The sequence below is a fragment of the Agathobacter sp. genome, assembly GCF_977054825.1.
In genome coordinates, this window is record NZ_CDRTEH010000004.1 from 162,137 (window position 1) to 184,982 (window position 22,846).

The 22,846-nt window shown below is 37.7% G+C and carries 17 protein-coding genes; 1 reads left to right on the forward strand and 16 read right to left on the reverse strand.

Annotation, left to right across the window (positions count from 1 at the left end; translation table 11 throughout):
- Positions 1-114: 114 nt before the first annotated feature.
- From mfd to ACW6PM_RS06165, 5 genes are all read right to left on the reverse strand, one after another.
- The gene (gene mfd / locus ACW6PM_RS06145) at positions 115-3,654 is read right to left on the reverse strand and encodes a transcription-repair coupling factor (protein WP_456056575.1); all 3,540 of its coding nucleotides are present in this window, start codon (positions 3,652-3,654) and stop codon (positions 115-117) included.
- Positions 3,655-3,703: 49 nt separating this feature from the next.
- A complete protein-coding gene (pth, locus tag ACW6PM_RS06150; RefSeq protein WP_012741365.1) occupies positions 3,704-4,264 on the reverse strand; it encodes an aminoacyl-tRNA hydrolase in 561 nt (186 codons plus the stop codon).
- Positions 4,265-4,397: 133 nt separating this feature from the next.
- A complete protein-coding gene (locus ACW6PM_RS06155) occupies positions 4,398-5,201 on the reverse strand; it encodes a DNA-3-methyladenine glycosylase family protein (protein ID WP_456056576.1) in 804 nt (267 codons plus the stop codon).
- A 90-nt stretch (positions 5,202-5,291) separates the two neighbouring features.
- On the reverse strand, positions 5,292-6,296 hold the full coding sequence (locus ACW6PM_RS06160) for a transposase (protein ID WP_456056577.1): 1,005 nt from the start codon (positions 6,294-6,296) through the stop codon (positions 5,292-5,294).
- A gap of 492 nt (positions 6,297-6,788) precedes the next feature.
- The gene (locus ACW6PM_RS06165) at positions 6,789-7,733 is read right to left on the reverse strand and encodes a transposase (protein ID WP_456056578.1); all 945 of its coding nucleotides are present in this window, start codon (positions 7,731-7,733) and stop codon (positions 6,789-6,791) included.
- A 564-nt stretch (positions 7,734-8,297) separates the two neighbouring features.
- Between ACW6PM_RS06165 and ACW6PM_RS06170 the strand changes: the two genes are divergently transcribed.
- A complete protein-coding gene (locus ACW6PM_RS06170; RefSeq protein WP_456056579.1) occupies positions 8,298-8,537 on the forward strand; it encodes a hypothetical protein in 240 nt (79 codons plus the stop codon).
- 151 nt (positions 8,538-8,688) lie between these two features.
- On the opposite strand, the gene ACW6PM_RS06175 is transcribed toward ACW6PM_RS06170, so the two are convergent.
- From ACW6PM_RS06175 to ACW6PM_RS06225, 11 genes are all read right to left on the reverse strand, one after another.
- Complete coding sequence (locus tag ACW6PM_RS06175) at positions 8,689-9,075, reverse strand: ATP-binding protein (protein ID WP_456056580.1); 387 nt, start codon at positions 9,073-9,075, stop codon at positions 8,689-8,691.
- An 18-nt stretch (positions 9,076-9,093) separates the two neighbouring features.
- On the reverse strand, positions 9,094-9,519 hold the full coding sequence (locus ACW6PM_RS06180) for a hypothetical protein (RefSeq protein ID WP_456056581.1): 426 nt from the start codon (positions 9,517-9,519) through the stop codon (positions 9,094-9,096).
- Between the two features lie 11 nt (positions 9,520-9,530).
- The gene (locus tag ACW6PM_RS06185) at positions 9,531-9,851 is read right to left on the reverse strand and encodes an AlbA family DNA-binding domain-containing protein (protein WP_456056582.1); all 321 of its coding nucleotides are present in this window, start codon (positions 9,849-9,851) and stop codon (positions 9,531-9,533) included.
- A gap of 223 nt (positions 9,852-10,074) precedes the next feature.
- Positions 10,075-10,803, reverse strand: coding sequence for a TatD family hydrolase (locus tag ACW6PM_RS06190; RefSeq protein WP_456056583.1), 729 nt, complete (start codon positions 10,801-10,803; stop codon positions 10,075-10,077).
- The gene (qatC, locus tag ACW6PM_RS06195) at positions 10,800-12,170 is read right to left on the reverse strand and encodes a Qat anti-phage system QueC-like protein QatC (protein WP_456056584.1); all 1,371 of its coding nucleotides are present in this window, start codon (positions 12,168-12,170) and stop codon (positions 10,800-10,802) included. Before qatC ends, ACW6PM_RS06190 begins: the two co-directional genes overlap by 4 nt.
- Before the next feature lie 2 nt (positions 12,171-12,172).
- Positions 12,173-12,856: a hypothetical protein gene (locus ACW6PM_RS06200; protein WP_456056585.1), complete on the reverse strand. Its 684-nt coding sequence runs from the start codon at positions 12,854-12,856 to the stop codon at positions 12,173-12,175.
- A gap of 3 nt (positions 12,857-12,859) precedes the next feature.
- Positions 12,860-14,710: a KAP family P-loop NTPase fold protein gene (locus tag ACW6PM_RS06205; RefSeq protein ID WP_456056586.1), complete on the reverse strand. Its 1,851-nt coding sequence runs from the start codon at positions 14,708-14,710 to the stop codon at positions 12,860-12,862.
- A gap of 42 nt (positions 14,711-14,752) precedes the next feature.
- Entirely contained in the window at positions 14,753-17,854 is a 3,102-nt protein-coding gene (locus tag ACW6PM_RS06210) for a type I restriction endonuclease subunit R (RefSeq protein WP_456056587.1), read from the reverse strand.
- A complete protein-coding gene (locus ACW6PM_RS06215) occupies positions 17,851-19,098 on the reverse strand; it encodes a restriction endonuclease subunit S (RefSeq protein WP_456056588.1) in 1,248 nt (415 codons plus the stop codon). The genes ACW6PM_RS06210 and ACW6PM_RS06215 overlap by 4 nt, the downstream gene beginning before the upstream one ends.
- A gap of 4 nt (positions 19,099-19,102) precedes the next feature.
- Complete coding sequence (locus ACW6PM_RS06220) at positions 19,103-20,857, reverse strand: type I restriction-modification system subunit M (RefSeq protein WP_456056589.1); 1,755 nt, start codon at positions 20,855-20,857, stop codon at positions 19,103-19,105.
- A complete protein-coding gene (locus ACW6PM_RS06225; RefSeq protein ID WP_456056590.1) occupies positions 20,858-22,579 on the reverse strand; it encodes an N-6 DNA methylase in 1,722 nt (573 codons plus the stop codon). It abuts the gene before it with no gap.
- Positions 22,580-22,846: the final 267 nt, after the last annotated feature.

Consider the following 22,846-nt stretch of genomic DNA (forward strand, 5'->3'; position numbering starts at 1 on the left):
CTTGCTGGCAAGCATTTTCTAAACTTTGTAAATTATCGTCAATTTCGCGTAAAGCATGGGGCTTTTCCTATGCTATATGCCACATAAATTTTAGGTGCTATGCGCTACATGAATTTAGGTGGTGGCAGCCGAAATCAGCTCCCTACGCATCTGCGAAACCAGCTCCTCCACCACATCAAGCACATCCTGCTTTTTCGCCACGTTGCCATTTTTTAAATCAAACACGAAATATGGGTTTTCTGCCATATTAAATTTGAGAGAGGATTTATACTGAGCAACAAGCTCCGGAATCTTCTCCGGATTTATCCTTGCCCTTTCATACATGGTAAGCTTTATCTGTGAGCCTGTCTGCTTTATCTCAGTGATATATACTGCATGTGCCAATGCCTTGAGCCTTGCCACGCGAAGCAGACTGAGCACTGATTTTGGCGGTTCACCAAATCTGTCTATGAGCTCCTCGAGCATCTCGTCCTTTTCTTCCTCCGTCTCTATGCCCGCAATGCGCTTGTATATATCCAGCTTCTGGAATTCGTTTGCGATATAACCTGCCGGAATATAAGCATCGGTTACGATATCCACGGTCGTGTCAAATTTGTCACTGATATCCTCGATTCCCTTTGCCTCTTTTACAGCCTCGCTCAGCATCTTGCAGTACAAATCATAGCCCACTGCCTCCATATGACCGCTCTGCTCTGCTCCGAGCAGATTGCCCGCACCGCGGATTTCAAGGTCTCTCATGGCAATCTTAAAGCCGCTGCCAAGGTCTGAGTACTCCTTTATCGCTGCAAGACGCTTTTCTGCCACCTCTTTTAACATCTTGTTGCGCCTGTACATAAGAAACGCATACGCAGTACGGTTTGACCTGCCAACTCGTCCGCGAAGCTGATAAAGCTGTGAAAGTCCCATATTGTCCGCATCATGGATGATCATCGTATTCACGTTTGAAATGTCAAGCCCTGTCTCTATAATGGTCGTGGATACAAGCACGTCTATTTCACCATTGATGAAACGGTACATGATGCGCTCAAGCTCCGTCTCCTTCATCTGTCCGTGCGCAAATGCAACAGACGCATCCGGCACCAGCTCCTGCAGCTTTGCCGTTATGTCAGCTATGTCGCGCACCTTATTGTACACATAGTACACCTGTCCGTTTCTGGCAAGCTCCCTGTTTATCGCCTCTCTGACAAGCTCATCATTGTACTCCATGACATATGTCTGAATCGGCACACGGTCCATTGGCGGCTCCTCAAGCACGCTCATATCCCTTATGCCGATCAAGCTCATGTGAAGCGTCCTCGGAATCGGTGTAGCAGTCAGTGTGAGCACATCCACATTGACCTTCATCTGCTTAATTTTCTCCTTATGAGTCACTCCGAAGCGCTGCTCCTCATCGATTACCAAAAGCCCCAGATCCTTAAACTGCACATCCTTTGAAAGTATGCGGTGGGTTCCGATGATGATATCAACCTCACCCTTTTTGAGCTTCTCTATCGTCTTTTTCTGCTCTGCTGCACTTCTGAAACGGCACATCAAATCCACATTCACAGGAAAATCCTTCATCCTCTGCGAAAAAGTATCGTAAATCTGCTGCGCCAGAATGGTTGTCGGGGCAAGATATGCCACCTGCTTGCTGTCCTGCACCGCCTTGAAGGCCGCACGGATTGCAACCTCCGTCTTGCCGTAGCCCACATCACCGCAAATCAGTCTGTCCATTATTTTATGGCTCTGCATATCAGTCTTTGTGGCTTCTATTGCAAGAATCTGATCCTCAGTCTCATCAAATGGGAACAGCTCCTCAAACTCTCTCTGCCACACAGTATCCTCTCCGAAGGCATAGCCGTTTTGCTGCTCACGCTGGGCATACAGCTTCACCAGGTCTCCTGCAATCTGCTTTACTGCACCTCTGACCCGGTTCTTCGTCCTGGTCCATTCCTGACCGCCGAGCTTGTTGAGCTTTGGTTTTCTGGCATCCTTTCCGGCATATTTTTGTATCATATCAAGCTGGGTGGCAAGAATATAGAGATTTGAGCCACCCTGATACTCTATCTTGATGTAATCCTTTACCTTTTTGTCCACCTCAAGCTTTTCAATGCCGCGGTAAATACCGAGTCCGTGGTTTTCATGCACCACATAGTCCCCCACCGACAAATCGGTAAAGCTCTGTATTTTCTCACCCTCATAGGTGCGGTGACGCTTCTTTTTCTTCTGCTGCGCCCCAAAAATATCAGACTCCGTAATCACGGCAAACTTTAGAATAGGATATTCAAAGCCTCTTCTCACCTTGCCGTAGCAGACCATAATCTGCCCCTCGGAAAGCTCATGGTCGTAGTTTTCAGTGTAAAAGCATGTGATTCCCTGATCTGTGATATCCTCTGAAAGCCTCTTTGCCCTTGTCCTTGAACCGGATAAAAGAATGACTCTGTAGCCGTTTTTCTTATAGCGCTTTAAGTCCTTTATCAAAAGCTCAAAGCTGTTGTTGTAGGGGCTTACGCTCTGACAGTGAATACCGTAGCTTCCCAGCTGGTGCAGTCCGTTTGCCTTGTTGTCGAGCGCACCGAGTGCGATACACGAATACTTCTCGAGCTTTGCCACAATCTCCTTCTCTGTAAAAAGACCGTTCATCTGCCCCGGAAGTATATATCCCATCGCAAGTCTCTGCTTCATGCTCTCTGAAAACTCGGTCTCTGTAAGCTTTCCCTGCTCTGTACATCTGGTCAGCTCATCGAAAAAAATAAGGCTGTCCGATGGATTAAAATAATCCAAAAGCCCGACTCTCTCGTCAAAAAAGTACGACAAAAAAGCATCCATGCCTGCATACATGGACAGCTCCCCCCACTCCTCGGTAAGCTCATCTGCCATCACACTCACTCTGTGTGCTTCCTCCGTCTTCATCTGCTTCCTAAGCTTGTCAGACACCCGCTTTGCCTCAGCCCTAAGCTTTTCAATTCCGCCGGCCTTTTCCTCATCACTCAGTACAATCTCTGCTGCCGGATATATGCTCACACTATCTGTATTTTCAATGGATTTCTGGCTCTCGCAGTCAAAAAATCTGATGGTATCTATCTCGTCTCCCCACAGCTCGATTCGGATAGGATTCTCCTCCGTCAGCGGAAAAACATCAAGAATACCGCCCCTGACAGAAAACTGTCCCATCGTCTGGACCTGATACTCCTTTTCATAGCCCATACGGATAAGTGCAGCCTGTATTTCCTTCAAATCCAAAAGCTGTCCCTGCTCGAGAGTAAGCACGTTTTCCCACATCTTTTCTATCGGCGCCATCGTATTCATCAGCGCATCAAAGGTGGTAACAAGCGTCACGCTCTCTTTCTCGCGGATAGCCTTCAAAGCCCTGATGCGCTCCGCTGTAAGGAGATTGCCCCTGATATCCGACTGGTAAAAAAGCACATCCTTTGATGGATAATACACCACCTCTTTGTCAAAAAAACTGTACTCATCGTACAGTTCCTTCGCCTTCTGCTCTCCAAAGGTCACAATAAGCTTATTTTTCCTGTGACCTCCAAAGGCATATATCATCTGTGATTTTTGCGCATCTATGCATCCCGTGACAGATATAAGTCCGGACGATTTTTCTGCCGTTTTTGTCATCTCCTCAAAGCCCGCAAGGGAAAGGAGTGGCTCTGTAAATGCTTTCACTTTCAATTCTCCATTTCTGTCTGTTCAAAATCACCTTGTCGATTTCCAGCTAGTTATATATGTTCATAGCCTTATCCGTCTCGCCCTGCATCATGAGGACTGCTGCATCCATCGCATGACCGATAGCTTCCTCCACCTTCGCCCTGTCCTCAGAACTGAAACGCCCGAGCACATGGTCAGCAAGATCCCAGCCCTGTGGCTTCTCACCAACACCGACCTTGATACGGCTGAAGCCCTGTGTGCCGGTCATTGCAATGATACTCTTAATCCCATTGTGACCGCCGGCGCTGCCCTTTTTGCGGATGCGGATACGCCCCGGCTCGAGCGAAATATCATCAAAAATAACAATCATTTCCTCATCCGGATCAAGCTTATAAAAATTCATTACCTCAGCAACAGACTCACCGCTTAGATTCATGTATGTCTGCGGCTTCACGAGCAGCACCTTCATGCCCTCAATCACTCCACTGCCACAGAGAGCCTTGTGCTTTTTGTCTGTCACACTTATATTATATTTATCCGCAAGCGCATCTATCACATCAAATCCGATATTGTGTCTTGTGTGCTCATATTTTTTGTCAGGATTTCCAAGTCCTACTATAACGTACATCGTTTATCCTTTCTCTTTCTCATATTATTTACAATTCGCAACTATTCGAGCCACTTTGAGAACAAGAAAAACTGCTGCTTACATGCAAGCATGACTCATCAGTTTTCTTGTTCTCAGTGATTCTGAATAATTACTACAATTCAAAATAAAACAAATACTGCTGGATAATTCCCGCCACACCCTTGTAGCGCTCAAAATCAAAGCCATCACTATAATATTTGTCCAAAAGCTGCTTTACATGCGTATCTATCGGAAACGCATCCACATGATGCAAACCAAAAAGACATATACAGTTTGCCACCTTTTTGCCAATTCCTTTGCGGGTAAGCAGGCTTTCCATCGCCTCATCATAGCTCATTTTGCGCAGATTATCAAGCCAGTCAGGATTATTAGCGCCGTACTCATATATCTCCTTCAGATACTGTGCCCTATAGCCAAAGCCCATGCTCCTGTCCTCAAACACCTCATCCGGCACCTCAAGAGGCTTTGGAAATGTGTACAGTTCTTCACCCTCTGCACTGCCGTCTATTTTATGTCCACACCGCCTGCAAAGTAAATCCACACTATTTGTGATTCGCTTAATGTTATTATTCTGGGAAATCATAAATGTAACAATCATCTCCCACAAATCCTGTCTTAAAATGCGCACACCACTACCATATGCATATGCCTCTTTCAGATGCGCATCATCTCCGTCTGCTATCAGCTTTGCAATCCCCGCATAATCCGTATCCATATCCAGATAGCTTTTCCATATATTGTTCCAGTCAGCCTCATCACAGTTCAGCTCAAACTCATTCCCATCCTGCTTAATCCGAAGTGCCCTGTCAAACGCCACTACTGTGTATTCGTTTTCTCCTGTGTTCTTCCATCTGAAGCACTGACCACTGTCAGCAATCTGTTTTAAATCAAGATTATCTATTTTCGTCTTGTACATATCTGTTTGTCTATCCTCTTTAAAAAAACGGTCTGTCTGTGGCTTATTGTACCACGGATAGACCGGTTTGTGTGAAATATATTTGGATTATTATACCAGCTCAGGTATTTTATATCCTGCTTTGCTCATCGCTTTTTCAAATTCATCAAGCGACATCTCTGCTTTCTCGGCACCTCTTTTTGCAGAATAGTCTCCCTCCTGTACTGAAAGATAAATTTCAAAAAGACGGCCCTGCTGCATGCCCTGTTTCATTCCTTGTTTCATTCCTTGTTGTATTCCTTGCTTCATGCCCTCCTGAATGCCAAGCTTTTTATGATCATCCCATGCCTTACACATATTTACCACCTCTTCCTTTTCATCATACTTAATGTCAGTTCCTACAAATAGATTGATAGCTGCTACTGTCTCAACGTCAACCCTTGTAAAGGTTTCGTCGTTTGTAATTAAATCATTCAGTTTTTCCTCATCTGACGCATTTTTCAACAACTCAAACAACGGTCTGAGTCCTGTCTCGAACCTTGAAAAGTCTGTAATCTCCAGTGGATTCAACAGATTAATTCTGTAATCGTTGATAAATGGTCTAAATCGCTCGTCCATATGTGGCATCATCTCTACAAGGCTTCTTGGACCATCCCAGTTTTTTGTTCCAAGATATAATGTAATTGTAATCACCGGTGTCAGCCTATCCTCAAGTGTAAACCCTGATAAAAACTCATCTGATGATTTATAATCTTTGTTTTTCTGATGATGCTTCTTCGCCTCGTTGACCTGTTCTCCATAATTCATGGCATCATAAATCATAGTCTTAACCGGCATCGAATAATGAACATCTGTCTGTGCCTCTATCCCCATCAGTACGATGTATACTGATTCTGTATATTTTACAGACACCCCCTTTAGCAAATCTCTCCATTTCTGCTTAACAATCTGCTTCTTATCAATACCGAAAACAGATAACACCTCTGTGGTGTCGCATTCTTTTAAATCCTCCGGTTTGATAACCTTCTCTCCGTCAAACAATACATAATTACAGATTTCACTAAACCTCGTATTGTCCGACAAATACTCCTTTGCCTTCGAGTCCTTTGTACCCAAATTAACCTCCTCTTCTTGTGTGAGCAGGAAAATTTGAAGTCGAATGAAAATACTGTATACCTATATATGCTTATTTACACTTAGAATTACAATACGAGTAAACTATGCCTTTAATTTTTCTGTAAATAAAATAGTTACGCTTTTCACACGATGGTGTAAAATAAGCACCCACAATAAGCTGGCAAAATCCCCGGAGCCTACTTTTCTCGCAATGTTTCCACATCTGACATTTCAATTTTCCTGCTATTAATTGGTAACATAAAGCATTGAAAATTTCCATGTCTTTGTCGAAAAATGCGAAGTGGTCTGCCCTCTTCAAAGTGATACGCACCGGTAAAAAATATGCTGTGGTGTCGTATTTACAGAAATATAATGCTTTGAGTTGATTTTAACACAGAGAGGACAGTTTGTCATCAAATTTCTCTCTAAAAGACAAGGGCATTGACACTCTCTATCCCCCTTGTTTTAATTGCTATAACAGTTCTGTAATTATTATACCAGCTCAGGTATTTTATATCCTGCTTTGCTCATCGCTTTTTCAAATTCTTCAAGCGACATCTCAGCTTTCTCGGCACCTCTTTTTGCAGAATAGTCTCCTTCCTGTACCGAAAGATAAATTTCAAAAAGACGGCCCTCCTGAATGCCACGCTTTTTATGATCATCCCATGCCTTACACATATTTACCACCTCTTCCTTTTCATCATACTTAATGTCAGTTCCTACAAATAGATTGATAGCTGCTACTGTCTCAACGTCAACCCTTGTAAAGGTTTCGTCGTTTGTAATTAAATCATTCAGTTTTTCCTCATCTGACGCATTTTTCAACAACTCAAACAACGGTCTGAGTCCTGTCTCGAACCTTGAAAAGTCTGTAATCTCCAGTGGATTCAACAGATTAATTCTGTAATCGTTGATAAATGGTCTAAATCGCTCGTCCATATGTGGCATCATCTCTACAAGGCTTCTTGGACCATCCCAGTTTTTTGTTCCAAGATATAATGTAATTGTAATCACCGGTGTCAGCCTATCCTCAAGTGTAAACCCTGATAAAAACTCATCTGATGATTTATAATCTTTGTTTTTCTGATGATGCTTCTTCGCCTCGTTGACCTGTTCTCCATAATTCATGGCATCATAAATCATAGTCTTAACCGGCATCGAATAATGAACATCTGTCTGTGCCTCTATCCCCATCAGTACGATGTATACTGATTCTGTATATTTTACAGACACCCCCTTTAGCAAATCTCTCCATTTCTGCTTAACAATCTGCTTCTTATCAATACCGAAAACAGATAACACCTCTGTGGTGTCGCATTCTTTTAAATTCTCCGGTTTGATAACCTTCTCTCCGTCAAACAATACATAATTGCAGATTTCACTAAACCTCGTATTATCTGACAAATACTCCTTTGCCTTCGAGTCCTTTGTACCCAAATTAACCTCCTCTTCTTGTATGAGCAGGAAAATTTGAAATCGAATGAAAATACTGTATACTTATGCTTTCCACGTATATGATGTGTACAATAATCACTTATATAAAAGCCGGCAAAATCCCCACACCCCGCTTTTCTCACAATGTTTCCACATCTGACATTTCAATTTTCCTGCTATTAACTGGTAACATAAAGCATTGAAAATTTCCATGTCTTTGTCGAAAAATGCGAAGTGGTCTGCCCTCTTCAAAGTGATACGCACCGGTAAAAAATATGCTGTGGTGTCGTATTTACAGAAATATAATGCTTTGAGTTGATTGTAGCACAGCGATGGCAGTTTGTCATTAAATTTCTCACTCTAATTTTATCAAGTCACCTAATCTTTTCCCCTATTTCGTTCCCGAACAGCACACAATAATTACCACAAGTATAATAATCACCACTTTACAACTTTTTCAACCCCAAGTGCTGAAACGCTGTTTCTCTCGGATACCGTATGTGGCAGAAAAGATAATCAATACTAGAGCTTGCGGCCTCCATGATTCTGAGCTGCAAGGGAATTGAAATGATGGTTAATCTTATTAACATCGCTTACCGTTGTATGAAACTATTGCCATATCAGGATGAAAAATTTTCTGATTATCGAGATAAAAGCATGCAGGATTTCCGTTTTGCATTAAGCGAGAGTATACGCCAGCAGGCACTTTTCGCCACTTTCGTGAAAAATATTAAAACCCGAATAAAATCATCCTCAGTAATAAATGCCTTAAAACAGGTGATTGTTAAGCAGGAGCATTATTTATAAAGTTATAAAGTGTTGTTTGTGAAACTTAGCGAAACTTAAATCACGCCCAATATGGAATATACTTTTTATATCTTGGTGCCGTATCCAGATCCATTACTTTAATATATCCTCCATCAACAGCACTGGTAAGAAGTCGAGATGCTTTTGCCTTCTATTTTTCTCCCAATCCAAATATTTTTCGAATATCCGAATTAGAAATCCCCTCAAAATTGACATATGCCAGACACGCCTGCATATAACAAGTATGCATCCGATCTTCTTTCGTGGTTAGTTCAAACGGTACTTTTGCAAACAGTATTACTTTTGTAAATTGATTATTTTGATTTTCAATCCTTGGTGCAAGTAGTTCGTTTTTACCAGTTGCTTCAACAATCTTATCATAACCACTGCCACGCTCCTCACAAATACCACATTTGTGCATAAACCCGGCAATGTTTTCATTTCTGGATACCAGCACCGAATCTACAATTCTTTCGATTGCCACCAATGATGCTCCGGCATTTGAAAACTCGATTCGATTTTTAAACGCCTCCACCATTGGATTCGTTCCCCTTTGCTACAGATCCTGCTGTATCATGGCATTTGCCAGCAACTCACGGATAGCAATTTCGTGAAAACTGACAACAGATTTTCTCGTAGCATCTACAATAACTTCTTTCTGTGGAATAATTGTCATAATATACTGCACGATTTCTTCATGTAAAAATGCATAACCTGCACAAAATTCCTTTTCTCTTATAGCATCCAATCTGGAGTTTTCTTTATACCATATCATTCTGACAGTTCTTCTATGCAGATATTCAAATTTCTTCAAATCTTTTGCAATCATTAAAGCACCCATATTCGTGATATCCCATGTCCCGGCATCATTTTTCATAATAAATTTTTCATGTTGCAGGTCTTCTAGTACCTTATCTCGATTTCTCGGAATCGGCATTTCAAGTTTGTCATAATACTTGGAATAATCCAGTAATGACACCATTTCATCCTCATTCAGATTTCCCATCGCAATTCATATGGTGTGGAATCAAATGTTCTCCACAATTCTCTTTCTTTATCCGGATACTCTTTTAAGTTCTTTTTATTTGTTCCAATTCTTATATATTCCCCACCAGCGAACTGTACCGGCTGTTTTTCTGCACAAGGAATCTCCATCAGCACAACCATTCCTTCATCCATCGGAACCTCAAAAAATCGGAAATTAATTCTTAGTGAAAGCATTCTGGAAAGCCATGCTTCCAATTCCTCATTTTCCTTTTTCATTTTACGATACTGAAATTCAGTGCCTACAATTTTGTACGTTGCATCATCCACCCCCCCCCCAAAAAAACAAGATATGCTTTTGGTCGTTCGCACAACGCAGCTGAATTACTGAGAGCAGAAATATATTCACCAATCATCTGCGGCTGTTTATTATTACATTTGAATTCTACCCACTCAGTCTCATCCGGAAGTTTTGCAAGCTCTCAGACAAGACTTTGCAGATATTCTACTGATCGTATTGCCATAAAATCACCCTCTAACTTTGCAATTAACACTATTTTGAAAGAATATCTCGAAAATTAGCATAAACCATCTTAATAATGTCTGGTTCATTATAATATCGTGCAACTAACTCGTATATTTTTATTAGGTTGTTAAATGTATACTTTTTTCCATCGATTTTTGTAAACGGTCCATCACTTTCAATTAATACTCTTGTTTTTGGTATCAAATACAATTTTTCTTTATTCTTTTCATTTGTTACCATGTTAGAATTAAGTGAAAAATAACATCCTATATCCACTAATTGTTGCAATTGCTCTCCGTTTCCATTAAACCAATGAATAATGCACCTACGAGGGCGATATTTTTTCAAAATAGATATTGCTTCTTCCTCCGCTCTTCTAAGATGCACAGACATTAATTTATCCTTTTCTGCACACACTCTTACAATTTGCTCAAAATACATACATTGTTTATTACGCGAAATATAACTTTGTCTTGAAAAATCAAGTCCTATTTCTCCGACATAATTAGTTGCATTTACCAATTGCATAAAATCATAAAAATCCGCCTCTTTCAGTGATACATCCTGTGGATGGAATCCAAGTGCAAATTTCAAATATTTTGTTTCCGGATATATGCGTTTACAGGATATATATACTCCAGGCGAATTCGTCATGCACAATGTATATTGTTTTCTTTCATTTATTCCGTCATATATTTTCTGATGCTCTTTGTAATAATCCAGATGAAAGTGTGTATCAATAAGGTGTTGAATCATAATCCCAGATACTCCTTCATTCTCTGATCTGCGGAAAAAAGTTGTACCAAATCCTCTATACTTTTCTTGTATAATGATAAAAATTTTTCAACTTCCTCTTCTGTTAATTCTCCTACGCATCTAATATATCTTTTTAATTCTTTATCCGAAGAATGTTTACAACGATAGATACTTCCAAGCACCGCTCTTAAATCTGCACTCTTCTCACTTTCTTGATATTCCATTAAAAAATCATAAGCTTCTCCCTGATAAGAATATTTTTTTATCTCATCTATGTCCAAAAGTGAACTTTTGCGTATCAAACACGGGTAACAGTATCCACAATTTATAGGATATTCTTTAGATCCCTTTTTATTATATCTTGCTAAACAAGGATGTGAGCACGAAATCGTATCTGCATAACAGCTTTTAAATGCATCTGTATCTTTAACTTGTCCTACAATCTCTCTTTTTGTATTGTACGCAAAAAAATTGGTAATAATATTCTTTATTCCTACCGTTTCTAAGATATCATTAAATTGTCTTAAAAAGTGTGGATGAGTAGTTCTTGTACTGCAAGTTCCTTTTCTTCCTCCCGTTAATGGAATATTAAGTCCGATGAATCCATTTTCCGGAATATAAACCGGTACATTTTCTCCTAAAATACCAGCCACGCTAAGTGCTGCACATAAAAACAGTAATGACCTGCCACGAGAAGTATTTTCGCTCCCCTTCAATATTCCTTCTTTTTCACTTATAGGAGCTCTGGAATTTGCTGTAAAACTAATAAATTTAACAGATTGTTCTGGATAAAATTCCTGAAAAGTCCTAGCGAACAAATTCTGTCTTTTTGCAAGTTTAGGATATTCATTGTGTCCGATCAGGCAAGGAGAATCTCCGTGCTCCAATAGTTTAATCGCACCACAAAAAGAATCCAATCCTCCAGAAAACAAACATACACAATTACAGTTTTGAACATTCAAATGAATTCTATTTGCATGTTCCCTATAACTATATATTATCTCACTTTTTCTAAATGTAATATGCCAATGATCCCCTGTCAAAAATCCCAGTACATTTTCCCATTGTAATTCCGTATGCTTCCATTTCTCATATTCTAATACTGGAATAGATACGCTTATCTCTCTAGTCCAGCAGTCTTTAAATTTTCTTCTGGATACTCTCTTATCCAAAGCAAAAATGCTCAAACCTATTATGAACAAATCTTCGTATATTGTAGGAATCTGCATTTGATCCATCCGGTACCAGCTGTCTGTTATATTTGTAAATATCGTACTATATTTTTTTCGATTAATCGAAAAAACATATGCGTCTTTCCATTCGTCATCTGGCTTTTTCTCTTGTTCCTTATCAACCCAAAACCGCATTCCTAATCCTCCCCATAATACTTTTCGAACACAGATAACGCATCTCTCAATGCATCTTCTACTACTTGTGCTGTTCCCATATTAGAAAAATCAACTGTTCTCAAATTATCCAAGTTTAAATCACCATCAATGCTATTTTCTATATATTCATGCATGTCATTTAAAATTTCGGATGTTTGTGCCGGTGTTTTTCCTTTTGATATTTTTTCTTCATATCGGAAATCAAAATTTTCTTTTATGTATTCCTTCAACATTTCTTTTAACAGTATATCAACTGAAACATTCCCTATATCTGCAATATCTTCAATTTCCAAATTATCCATAGCCTGTGACAATGCATCTGCTGCCATATTATCTTCTACCGATGCTCCAGAATTTGTAAATTCATGCAGTAATTCTGTCCAAACAACTTCTGACGGCTTTCCTACAAGGTCTTCCCTATTATATTCACGCAATGCATTGTCCAGTCCACCCGACGCAACTTTTTGTGCAAAACCTAAAGTTCTTGCCGCTGCTGATTGGAAACTACCACCTGTCGACATGTCTTTTTTCATTGCGGTTGCATATTTACTGGCCGCTTTTGCTTTAGAATCAAAATCTCTATTATTTATAAAGGCCGTCACTGCTCTTTTTGCGGTTGACCAATGCGGTGTTGTTGGTGCTATATATCCTTTTGATGTACCCATAACTTATCCCTTCTTTTGTTGTGCTTTTATATCATCCAGCATCTTTTGTGATAATGTTCCCTTTTCAATCATTTTCTGCAATGTTTCTTCTAAACGTTCTGAATCATTCTGATACATAGCCCTTAATACCGGAATATCACCAACTTTAATTTTGCTGTTTGATTTAAGTAATGCTTCTGAAATTTTACCTTTAAATCTTTCAAAATTAATAAACAAATCTCGTATAACAAAAAATTTCAAATCACCTTTTTCAATTTTAGGAATAACAACTTTAAATACATCTCCAATTTCTACGGATGACAATTCTTTTGCTGCATTTATAATAGCTGTCATTTGTCCTCCACTCTGAGCATTTCCTATACGAACCAATATATCTTTGGTATTACTACTAAATCCTGATTGATCAATATTTGAATTTTTTAAATTTTCTCTTGTCAAATAAAAATATCTTTCCAAAGGATATTTTTCCAATTCAATCGGTTTACAATCTAACCATTTTTTTATTTGAGGTGTCGCCCAAGGTTCTTGCTCAACTGTAGTTCCTTGTGCAACTGCCATTCGCATTTCTTTGAATTTTACATTTTCAGTATCAAATTCTTTATTCCATTCATTCAATTGTATAAACAAGTCATTGTCCAGCTTTTGCAGCACTAATAATTTAGCTAAAATGGAAATATCAATTTCATCACCATAATAAATTTTTGCCAATTGGCGTTTGGTAATAAATGTGTTCAAAAAGCGTTTTGCCTGGCGTGGATTGCCTTTTAATGTAGATGCAACAATTTCTCTTATTTCATCAATAATTTTTGCTGTTTCATTAAAAACTGTTTTTCCCCCATCCTGCCAATTCAATCCTAACTCATCAATCAACTTATTAATTTCTTCTAGTGTAATCACATCCCCAGAAATTGTTCTTTTTTCTTCGAATATCTTATCTATTAGCTGCTTAAAACTTTCTTGTTCCAAATAGCTTTGTGTAACCAATAATAATAGATAATTTTGTATATCCTTTGCAGATAATTCCGGGATATATATTGGCAATTGAATAATTTTTTCAATGTATTCTTTGTCCAGTTCTACATCAAATCCATTCATTGGTGGATACTTTTCACGGATGGAGTACTTTATAACATTTTCATCTGCTGCAATAATAAATGTTGTCCTGTCAACGGACAAGAATAGTTTAATTACTTCCAATATTTCAATTATTCGTTCTGGACGACATCTGTCTAAATCATCTATCATTACAACTACATTTTTAATATCGTCATTTTTCAATGCATCAGAAAATTCTCCTCTAAATTTTCTGATATTGTTTATCCTACTTTCATCATTCGACACATCTTCCTCTTTCCAATATTCATCTTTTAATGATTGTATAGAATTTGCTGCACTTTTGACTGTATTTCCAATTTCTTCAGCATTTCCTGTTACATTTAATAACATGGGCAACGGATTCCCCATGGCTACACTTGCAACTACAGGTGCGAGCGTGGATACCGCTTTTGTTCCTAATTTAAACCAGTCAACTCTTTTTATTAATTTGCCAAATTTCTTTTTAGCATCGTCAGGAAATTTTTCTTTAAGCTCTAGCAATAAAGCCTCTATAATTGCCATTTTAGCGTCGTCATATGATTCAAACATCCATGCATTAATGGTTACACAAATAGTTTCTTCCTGACTCTCAAGCTTTTCATTTATCAACTTCAATAAAGTGGACTTTCCTGCTCCCCACAATCCGAAAACGCCAATTGTCAACGGATTATATTTTTCATTTTTTGCGATGTCAGCAATTATTCTTGCATACGGCTCATAAAATAAAATATCAATATCTGACGCATTATCTAGCCACATAAAAAACCTCCCTTGCCTTTTCATACCATCATAGTTTCTTTTTTATTCCCCATATTTATCCGGGGTTTCCGCCACCCTTTGAACCTGTTCATCAAGTTCAACTTTCTGGTAATCCACAGTCTTTTTTGACCGCATTTCCCTATAAATCACCCCTGCTAACGCACTCATTACAGCATCATACTTGCTTTTGTCCTCAAACAGTGATCCATAACTGTCCTGGGCCTCCATATAGCTTTCCATTGCTGCATTTCCAAACGCTGATGGGAAAATACTTTCTGTAAATATTCTTGGATCAGAAGTGCGAGCCGAGCTTGCCAGTTTATCATCTGCAATCAGTTTATCATGTAAAGCACCCAGCATTACCCGATCACCTTCTGAAAATTGTCCTTTATACTTTTCATTAATCTTGTTCAATATTTCATCCAATGTACTTTTCTGTCTGTTCCCCTGTACTCCTTGCTTCTTGGACGGAACATACTGACCATCAATTTTCTCCAATGTTATTGCACCTTCGAATGTTTTCTGCAACTTATAATATTCCAGTTTCAATTTTCCATCCAGATCGACTGGCTCTTCTTTTTCTTCTGGAAGCAATCCAATCAGATAACTCAGAAACAGGTATTCCTTATGCATATCTTCGTCAAACATGCGAACTACCTGTGTGATATAGCTGTACCATCGGATCAACTTTCTTACCAGTCTTCTGAATTGATATCGTTCTTCCGGATTCTTCAAATTGTATCTGTCTGCTATCGGTTTCAACACACTCGTCATTTTTCCCATAGCAGTTGCATCTTGTCTTCCCGGATGATTCCATACGTCTATAAAAGCATTAATATCATTCTTGTTATAAATCGCATAATCCAAAAGCTCTTTTTCTGTCTGATAAATCAAATCCACATTTACTTCCTGCTCAAGACTCGTCTCCTGATAAAATGGTTGAAATGCTTCTAGAATATCCTCTTTCTTATTTGCGAAGTCCAACACAAATGTGTCTACTTTTCCAGTACAGGTGCGGTTCAAACGTGATAATGTCTGCACAGCCTTTACATTTTTCAGTTTTTTGTCCACAATCATAGTATGAAGCAAAGGCTCATCGAATCCTGTCTGATATTTTTCTGCAACAACCAGGACATTAAAGTTATCATGAAACTCTTCCTTAGTCTGACCTTCTGATATATGACTTCCATCTTTTCTTACATTTAATCCGGACTCTGTATATTCTTCATCACCATCCTGCACACTACCGGAAAATGCTGCTAAAATATCCATATCTGCATAATGCTGTTTTTGAATATATCGTTTAATTTCATGGAAATATCGAACTGCAGCCAGTCTGGAATCTGTTACTACCATCATTTTTCCTTTTCCGCCAATTTTATTTTTGGTCGTTTCCCGAAAAGTTTCTACAATAATTTGCGATTTCTGGCTGATATTATATGGATGCAATTTCTCATATTTTTTGATAATCTTTGTTGCTCTGCTCTCCGGAAGCTCTGGATTTTCCGGTGTATCTTTTGCTATTTTGAAACAAGTACTGTATGTCATGTAGTTTTGCAGTACATCCAAAATAAATCCTTCTTCAATAGCCTGTCTCATGCTATAAATATGAAATGGATGAAAACTTCCATCAGTCCATTGGCTACCAAACATCTCTAATGTCGCTGGTTTCGGAGTCGCTGTAAATGCAAAAAATGATAAGTTCGGATGCTTTCCATGTGTCAGCATTTCCTGAACAAGTTTATCATTTCTGTCAATTTCATCTTCTGCTTTTCCCTCTATTTCTGCGTATTCCCGTAATGCTGCCTCTGTATCTGCTAGCGCAGCCTTCAATTTCATAGCAGAACTTCCCGTCTGTGAAGAATGTGCTTCGTCAACAATGATAGCGAAGTTTCTTCCGGCAACCTTATCCACTTCCTGATAAATCACCGGAAATTTCTGCAGCGTAGTTACAATAATTCTTGCACCATTATTAATCGCATCTCTCAAATCTTTTGAATTCTTTTTATCATCAATCGTCTCTACTGCACCTATCGTATGGTCAAAACCCGAAATCGTTTCCTGTAGCTGCGCATCCAGCACAGTTCGATCTGTCACTACAATAACACTACTGAAAACAGACATATCATCGGGATCATGCAAAGATGCCAATCTATATGCTGTCCAAGCAATCGAATTTGATTTTCCAGATCCGGCACTGTGTTGGATCAGATAATTATGTCCAGTTCCTTCTTCCCGTACATCTACAATTAACTTACGCACTACATCCAACTGATGATATCTCGGAAATATCAGTGTTTTCTTTTTCGTAACCTGCTCTGTGCCATCCGGCAACCTTTTCTTTTCTTCTTTGATTTGCAAATGAATAAACTTCTGGATAATATCCATCATACTATCTTTCTGGAATACATACTCCCAGAAATACGATGTCGGATATCCGTCTGGATTTGCAGGATTTCCCTTGCCGCCATCATTTCCTGCACCATTAGAACCTTGATTGAATGGAAGAAAATATGTATTCTTTCCCTCCAGCTTTGTTGTCATCCAGACTTCCAACTGATCAATGCAGAAATATCCTAAAATTCTTTTATTAAACTGAAAACAAATTTCTCTTGGATCGCGATCATACATCCACTGCCGTTTTGCATGATCTACATTCTGTCCGGTATACTGATTCTTTAATTCCAGAGCAAATACCGGAATCCCATTCACAGCCAGAACCATGTCTACAGAATTGTGTGTATCGTTGGAATAAAACCATTGCCTGTTACAGGTAATTTCATTCTTTTCGTATAAAGACATCGCCGTCTGATTCAGACCTGATTCCGGCTTAAAATAGCAGACTTTAAATGGAATTCCTCTGTGCTTAAAACCATGACGTAATACAGAAATGAGTCCATCCATATCACAGGCATTATTAAACGCAAGGCAGAATTTACGCTCCGGATCTACTTTGTTTTGTAATAAAAAACGTTTCCATTCCTTCGGCTGTGTTTTCTGAATAAACCGTAGTAAAGTATCCTGATATACGCCAAGTTGCGGATCATATGCATCTTGATTGTGTGTATATCCACCTGCTGGCGATAAAAAGAATTCTTCAATGTCCGATTCAAAACGTTTCTCTGTAGTAACATCTATGCTCAAATTTTCGGCACCTCCTTTTTTCCGGTGACATATTCATAAAACATTATTTTTTTATAGGCTATAAGGTCTTCTAAAAATCGTTCTTTGCTTTCAAGTATTTTATTGATTGCTCCGACTTTTTCATTTAATTTTTTTGCAATCTCAACTTGTTCTTCAATCGGGGGAACCATAAGGCGAAAATTTAAAAAAGAATCTGTTTTCAGACGATATCTTCCATTTTCATTTATCCCCTGTGCTACACTATAGAATACTTCTTTAATATAGCAGTATTGCATAACATATTTATAGTAATCTTTGTTAAAACGCATTTCATCATCAATAAAAAAAACTCTATAATCTGGACTCGTTACTCCTTCGTAGCTTGAAAGGTCAACCCAACCTGTACGTAAATCCATATGATTCATTGCGTAATCATCTATATGAACCACTTGATATTTGCTATAATCAGCAGCTGTTTGTCCCTCATTCCTTGATATATCTTTTGGAACAATTCCTTTTTGCGTAATTGATAATAGTTGCAAACCTTCACATCCTGCAATTTCTTTCCTGATTTTAAAAATACGTTTTATTTTCAACATATTCCAATGTGATGGAATATTTCCAAATCCTCTCTCGCCTGAGTTTTTCCATCTTTCGCATTCTCTTACCCCATGTGTTATTAAATCCTCTATGTAAGAGTTTTTCAATATTTTATATTGTTCAATAATTCTATATGTATCCTCTTCCAATCTTGCAATTTCATTACGTTTACTTTTTATATGAAAAACGATTTTTTTCTTTACGCTATCTGGTGGATTAGGCAACTTTATTTTTCTCATTTCTGACCATCTAGTGGTCCATAAATCTGATGCAATGCCATGTCCCCAACGATAAAATTCTTCTTGAAAGTACGTTGATAATAATACATAATTGTAATATTCCGCTGTATATAAATCACGCGGTCTAATTACTATATTAATAACTGAACAAGAGCCATCTCTTTCAGAAACACCACATGCCCCTTTTCTATCTGAGCGACTGTTAATAACAAAATCACCCTTTTTTACAAGCTTGCGATCGCTTCCTTCTGCTGCTTTTACTGCTGATGCTAATTGTGGAACTATACCATTCATCGTAACAGATAGTGGTTCATATATTGTCTCTTTAACTTTGACTTTTCTTTCCTCATACACCTGCCCCAACTCGATTGTATTCCAGTTTTCTGGTAACTCGCCTAACCAAATTATGTCGTTAATTTCTCTCATATTTTTAATCCTCAAATAGAATCTTCATAGATTCCTGAATTGTAGCTTCTATATTTTTTAATTCTTCAAATAACTCATCATGACCTTTAAATTTAGGAAAATTATAAAAGTAGCGAATCATTGGAATTTCATACCCTATTTTTGTTTTTTTCTTATCTATCCATGCATCAGGTTCATATGGCTTAATTTCTTCTCGTAAATATTCATCAATGTCGATTTTCATTGGAACTAATTCCGTATCTCGTAATGCTGTATCAGCAACTGGTTTTCCATTTTTATATATAATTTTCCCATTTTCATCATAAAGAGGACGTTCTACAACTATTTTATGATATCCAAACTCTTCTATCGGGAAAATTTTACTTTCACACCAAATTTCATCTATATTGTAACGCATATCATCTTTATACTCCCCATACGCTTGCACAATAAGTTTTGCACATTCAGTTGTTATATCATTTCGTTTTTTCCCGATTGGACGACGCCGAACTTTATAACATTCAGATGCATCAATCAACTGAACCTTTCCAGCTCGATAATCTGGCTTATTCTTAGAAATCACCCAAATATATGTACCTATAGGCGTATTCATAAATTGGCTAGTTGAAAGCCTTATTATTGCATCAAGCCAATCATTCTCTAAAATATATTTTCTTATATTTGACGATCCGCTTCCTGCATCTCCAGCATATAATGGCGATGCATCTTGAATTATTGCCATTTTCCCATTAGGTGCCAATTTTTTTAACCCATTAAGAACAAATAACTGTTGACCATCATTAATTTTAGGTAACCCTGGTGCAAATCTTCCATGTTTTCCTTTTTTAGCTTCTTCTGTTACTTTTTTCTGTTCCCGCTTCCAATCAATTCCAAAAGGCGGATTCGAAATAATGTACTGAAATTGAAATCCTTCGAATTGATCCTCGCTCAATGTATCCCCAAATCGCATATTATTAGGATCTCCCCCTCGAATCATCATATCTGCCTTAGCAATTGCAAATGTAGACGGATTAAATTCCTGTCCAAAACATGTAACACTGATTTCATTGTTTAACTCATGAATACGTTCTTCCATACATGATAACATCTGGCTTGTTCCCATTGCCATATCATATACTGTTACATTTCCACCTTTACTTAAATCTGCATCTGATAAAAGTAAATCTGTCATTAAATAAATTATATCTCTACTAGTAAAATGTGCTCCGGCCTCTTCACCAAACGACTCTGAAAATCGTTTTACCAAATCTTCAAAAATATATCCACAGTCTACTGCACTAATCTTATCTGGTCCCAGATAGCCTTTCTGTGAATTAAATTCCTTGATAACTAAATATAATGTATTACTTTCCACAAGTCTACGAATAATATTATCAAAGTCAAATTTTGTTAATATATCCTGTACATTGTCAGAAAACCCCTTTAAATAATCTTGAAAATTTGCTTCAATATTTTCCGGATCAGCAAGCAATGAATCAAATGTATATTTGCTGATATTATAAAACTGATACTGGGAGGCTGTTGTCAAAAATCCATCAATAACTGCAAATTTCTTTACTTCCTCATACTTTTCAAGTACTGCTTTATGCGTCGGCAATAGGCAGTCATGAAATCTTTTTACTACTGTCATTGGTAAGATTACCAAACCATATTCATGCGGTTTGAATGGTCCTCTAAGCATATCTGCTACATTCCAGATCATCGTCGCTTTTTCTGCTATATTGGTTCCAACTACATCAAATTTATTATTGTCATCCATTTATTTTTCCTCCGTATAAATATGTTCCAGTTCTTCTGTTGCCTTTTCCAGTTTGTATTTTAATTCTTTAATCTCACTTAGCTTCGCATAATATTGATCTGCAATTTTTTTCTGACTTTCTAAATCCGGCAACGGAATTATCACCTTTTTTAATCCTTCCACCGGTAGATTCAACAAGGTAGCGCCTACTGCAACTCTGGATAAAGCCGACTTTCCATTTTCGCTTTCCAGATACGCTTTTAAAAAATAAGGATTTATCTTATCTTTATCTAGTTCAATAACATAGAGATTTCCATTTGCCAAAATCTTCTTGCCTTCTTGTACGGACATAATCGCCATTTTCACCGGTGATGCATTTTTGGAAATTACCAGACTTCCATTTTTTATACAATATTTTTCATATTTAGAGTCTATTTTCTTCAAATATGGAAGTTCGTCACTAATGATTCCATCCTGTAAATTTGCCAACATCAAGTACTGCATGTTCGTCGGTTCATCTGATACAATTTCATCTAAAACAGATGCTTTAATTTGTGCTCCTCTTGTTATATTCTTTATTACAGTTTCAAAAAACACACCATTTTTTACAACTGTTTCTCGTTGAAGATATCTTGACGGATTAAGAACATATTCATTTTCCGCTACCTCTTCAATAGAAATCAATCTTGAATTTTTGTCATCAGTATTCAACAATTCAACAATCTCAGAAATATTTTCATCACTAAGAATGTTCTGTCTCCGTCCAACCGATACCATTTCTGTTGCATCTATCATTCTTATGTTTTTATTACTTCTACTTAACACCAGTAACGAACATGCAATTCCTGTATTCAGATATAAATTTTGCGGAAGAGCAATCACTGCTTCTACAAATCCTTGTTTTATAAATTTTTCACGAATGATTGTATTATTTCCACCATTCCAGGTAACCCCATTGCTTACCGAAATAACAGCCTTACCATTTTTATTAAGGTGATTCATGACATTTATAATAAATATCCAGTCTCCTGCTGCCACCTTCTGTACTTCTGGTATCTCATCATATATTGCTTGTAATGCTTTGTTACTTCCAATGCTGTCTTTTACTTTTATTCCCCATGGATAATCACAGAATATTTTATCAAACATCAAATTATCCTTTATATTTAAAACTGATTTTTGCTCAATTTTTACCCGATCAGATATCAATTCTGTACGGATTGCTGACACTTCTTTTACATCTCGCACAATCTCTGTACCATAAAATTGTGATTCTGGACTCTTTTCTATGGCACTCACAAGAAACGAGCCAATTCCGCTGCAAAAATCTGCCACCTTATCATTTGAAATCTGAAGAATCTCATTTGCCAGCTTTACTACACTCTGCGGTGTTTCACATTCTCCCATGAACCGATTCCCCTGTAATTGCCACCATAAAACAGTTGCTAAAAGTGCATCTTCTGAATATTCTTCTGAAATTTCTATTGCAGCATTCCATAAATTTCCAATATTTTCTTTTATGAAACTGACTCTTTCTGGTGAAAAAGTCCGCTCCACATATTCTTTTAACTGGTTTATATCTATTATTTTATTTTTTAAAGATACATAGGCCACATATGCTAAACAAAATCCACCGTACGTAGAAGCATTGCCAAATTCTCTTATCCTGTTTGAAATATTCCAACTAATCTCTTCAACTTTTGAGATTTCTTTCTCTTTTAGCTCTTTAACTGAAAGATTCAATGTAATTCCCTCCATCGGGTTATTTACAACCGTTTTCTATACTCTTACTATATCACTTTTTATTTTGATTGTAAATAATCAAATTTGGTTTTTAATAACCATCACTTTGCTAATATATTTTTTTATTAGATATCTTGTAACGACACCACTTTACAACTTTTTTCATAAAATTAATGATATGAGTGTCAAAATATGCATACCCTATACCTCCCGCTTCCGAAAATATAAAAATAAGCCATCATAAGAAAGATTTTTTATCTCTTTCTT

Excerpts from the sequence above, each read along its gene's own strand:
- ACW6PM_RS06200 (WP_456056585.1), bottom strand. The coding sequence starts at position 12,856 with ATGGGTACATCAAAAGGATATATAGCACCAACAACACCGCATTGGTCA.
- ACW6PM_RS06220 (WP_456056589.1), bottom strand. The coding sequence starts at position 20,857 with ATGGATGACAATAATAAATTTGATGTAGTTGGAACCAATATAGCAGAA.
- qatC (WP_456056584.1), bottom strand. The coding sequence starts at position 12,170 with ATGCGGTTTTGGGTTGATAAGGAACAAGAGAAAAAGCCAGATGACGAA.
- ACW6PM_RS06155 (WP_456056576.1), bottom strand. The coding sequence starts at position 5,201 with ATGTACAAGACGAAAATAGATAATCTTGATTTAAAACAGATTGCTGAC.
- ACW6PM_RS06205 (WP_456056586.1), bottom strand. The coding sequence starts at position 14,710 with ATGTGGCTAGATAATGCGTCAGATATTGATATTTTATTTTATGAGCCG.
- ACW6PM_RS06215 (WP_456056588.1), bottom strand. The coding sequence starts at position 19,098 with ATGAGAGAAATTAACGACATAATTTGGTTAGGCGAGTTACCAGAAAAC.
- ACW6PM_RS06175 (WP_456056580.1), bottom strand. The coding sequence starts at position 9,075 with ATGGTGGAGGCGTTTAAAAATCGAATCGAGTTTTCAAATGCCGGAGCA.
- pth (WP_012741365.1), bottom strand. The coding sequence starts at position 4,264 with ATGTACGTTATAGTAGGACTTGGAAATCCTGACAAAAAATATGAGCAC.
- ACW6PM_RS06170 (WP_456056579.1), top strand. The coding sequence starts at position 8,298 with ATGATGGTTAATCTTATTAACATCGCTTACCGTTGTATGAAACTATTG.
- ACW6PM_RS06190 (WP_456056583.1), bottom strand. The coding sequence starts at position 10,803 with ATGATTCAACACCTTATTGATACACACTTTCATCTGGATTATTACAAA.
- ACW6PM_RS06180 (WP_456056581.1), bottom strand. The coding sequence starts at position 9,519 with ATGGTGTCATTACTGGATTATTCCAAGTATTATGACAAACTTGAAATG.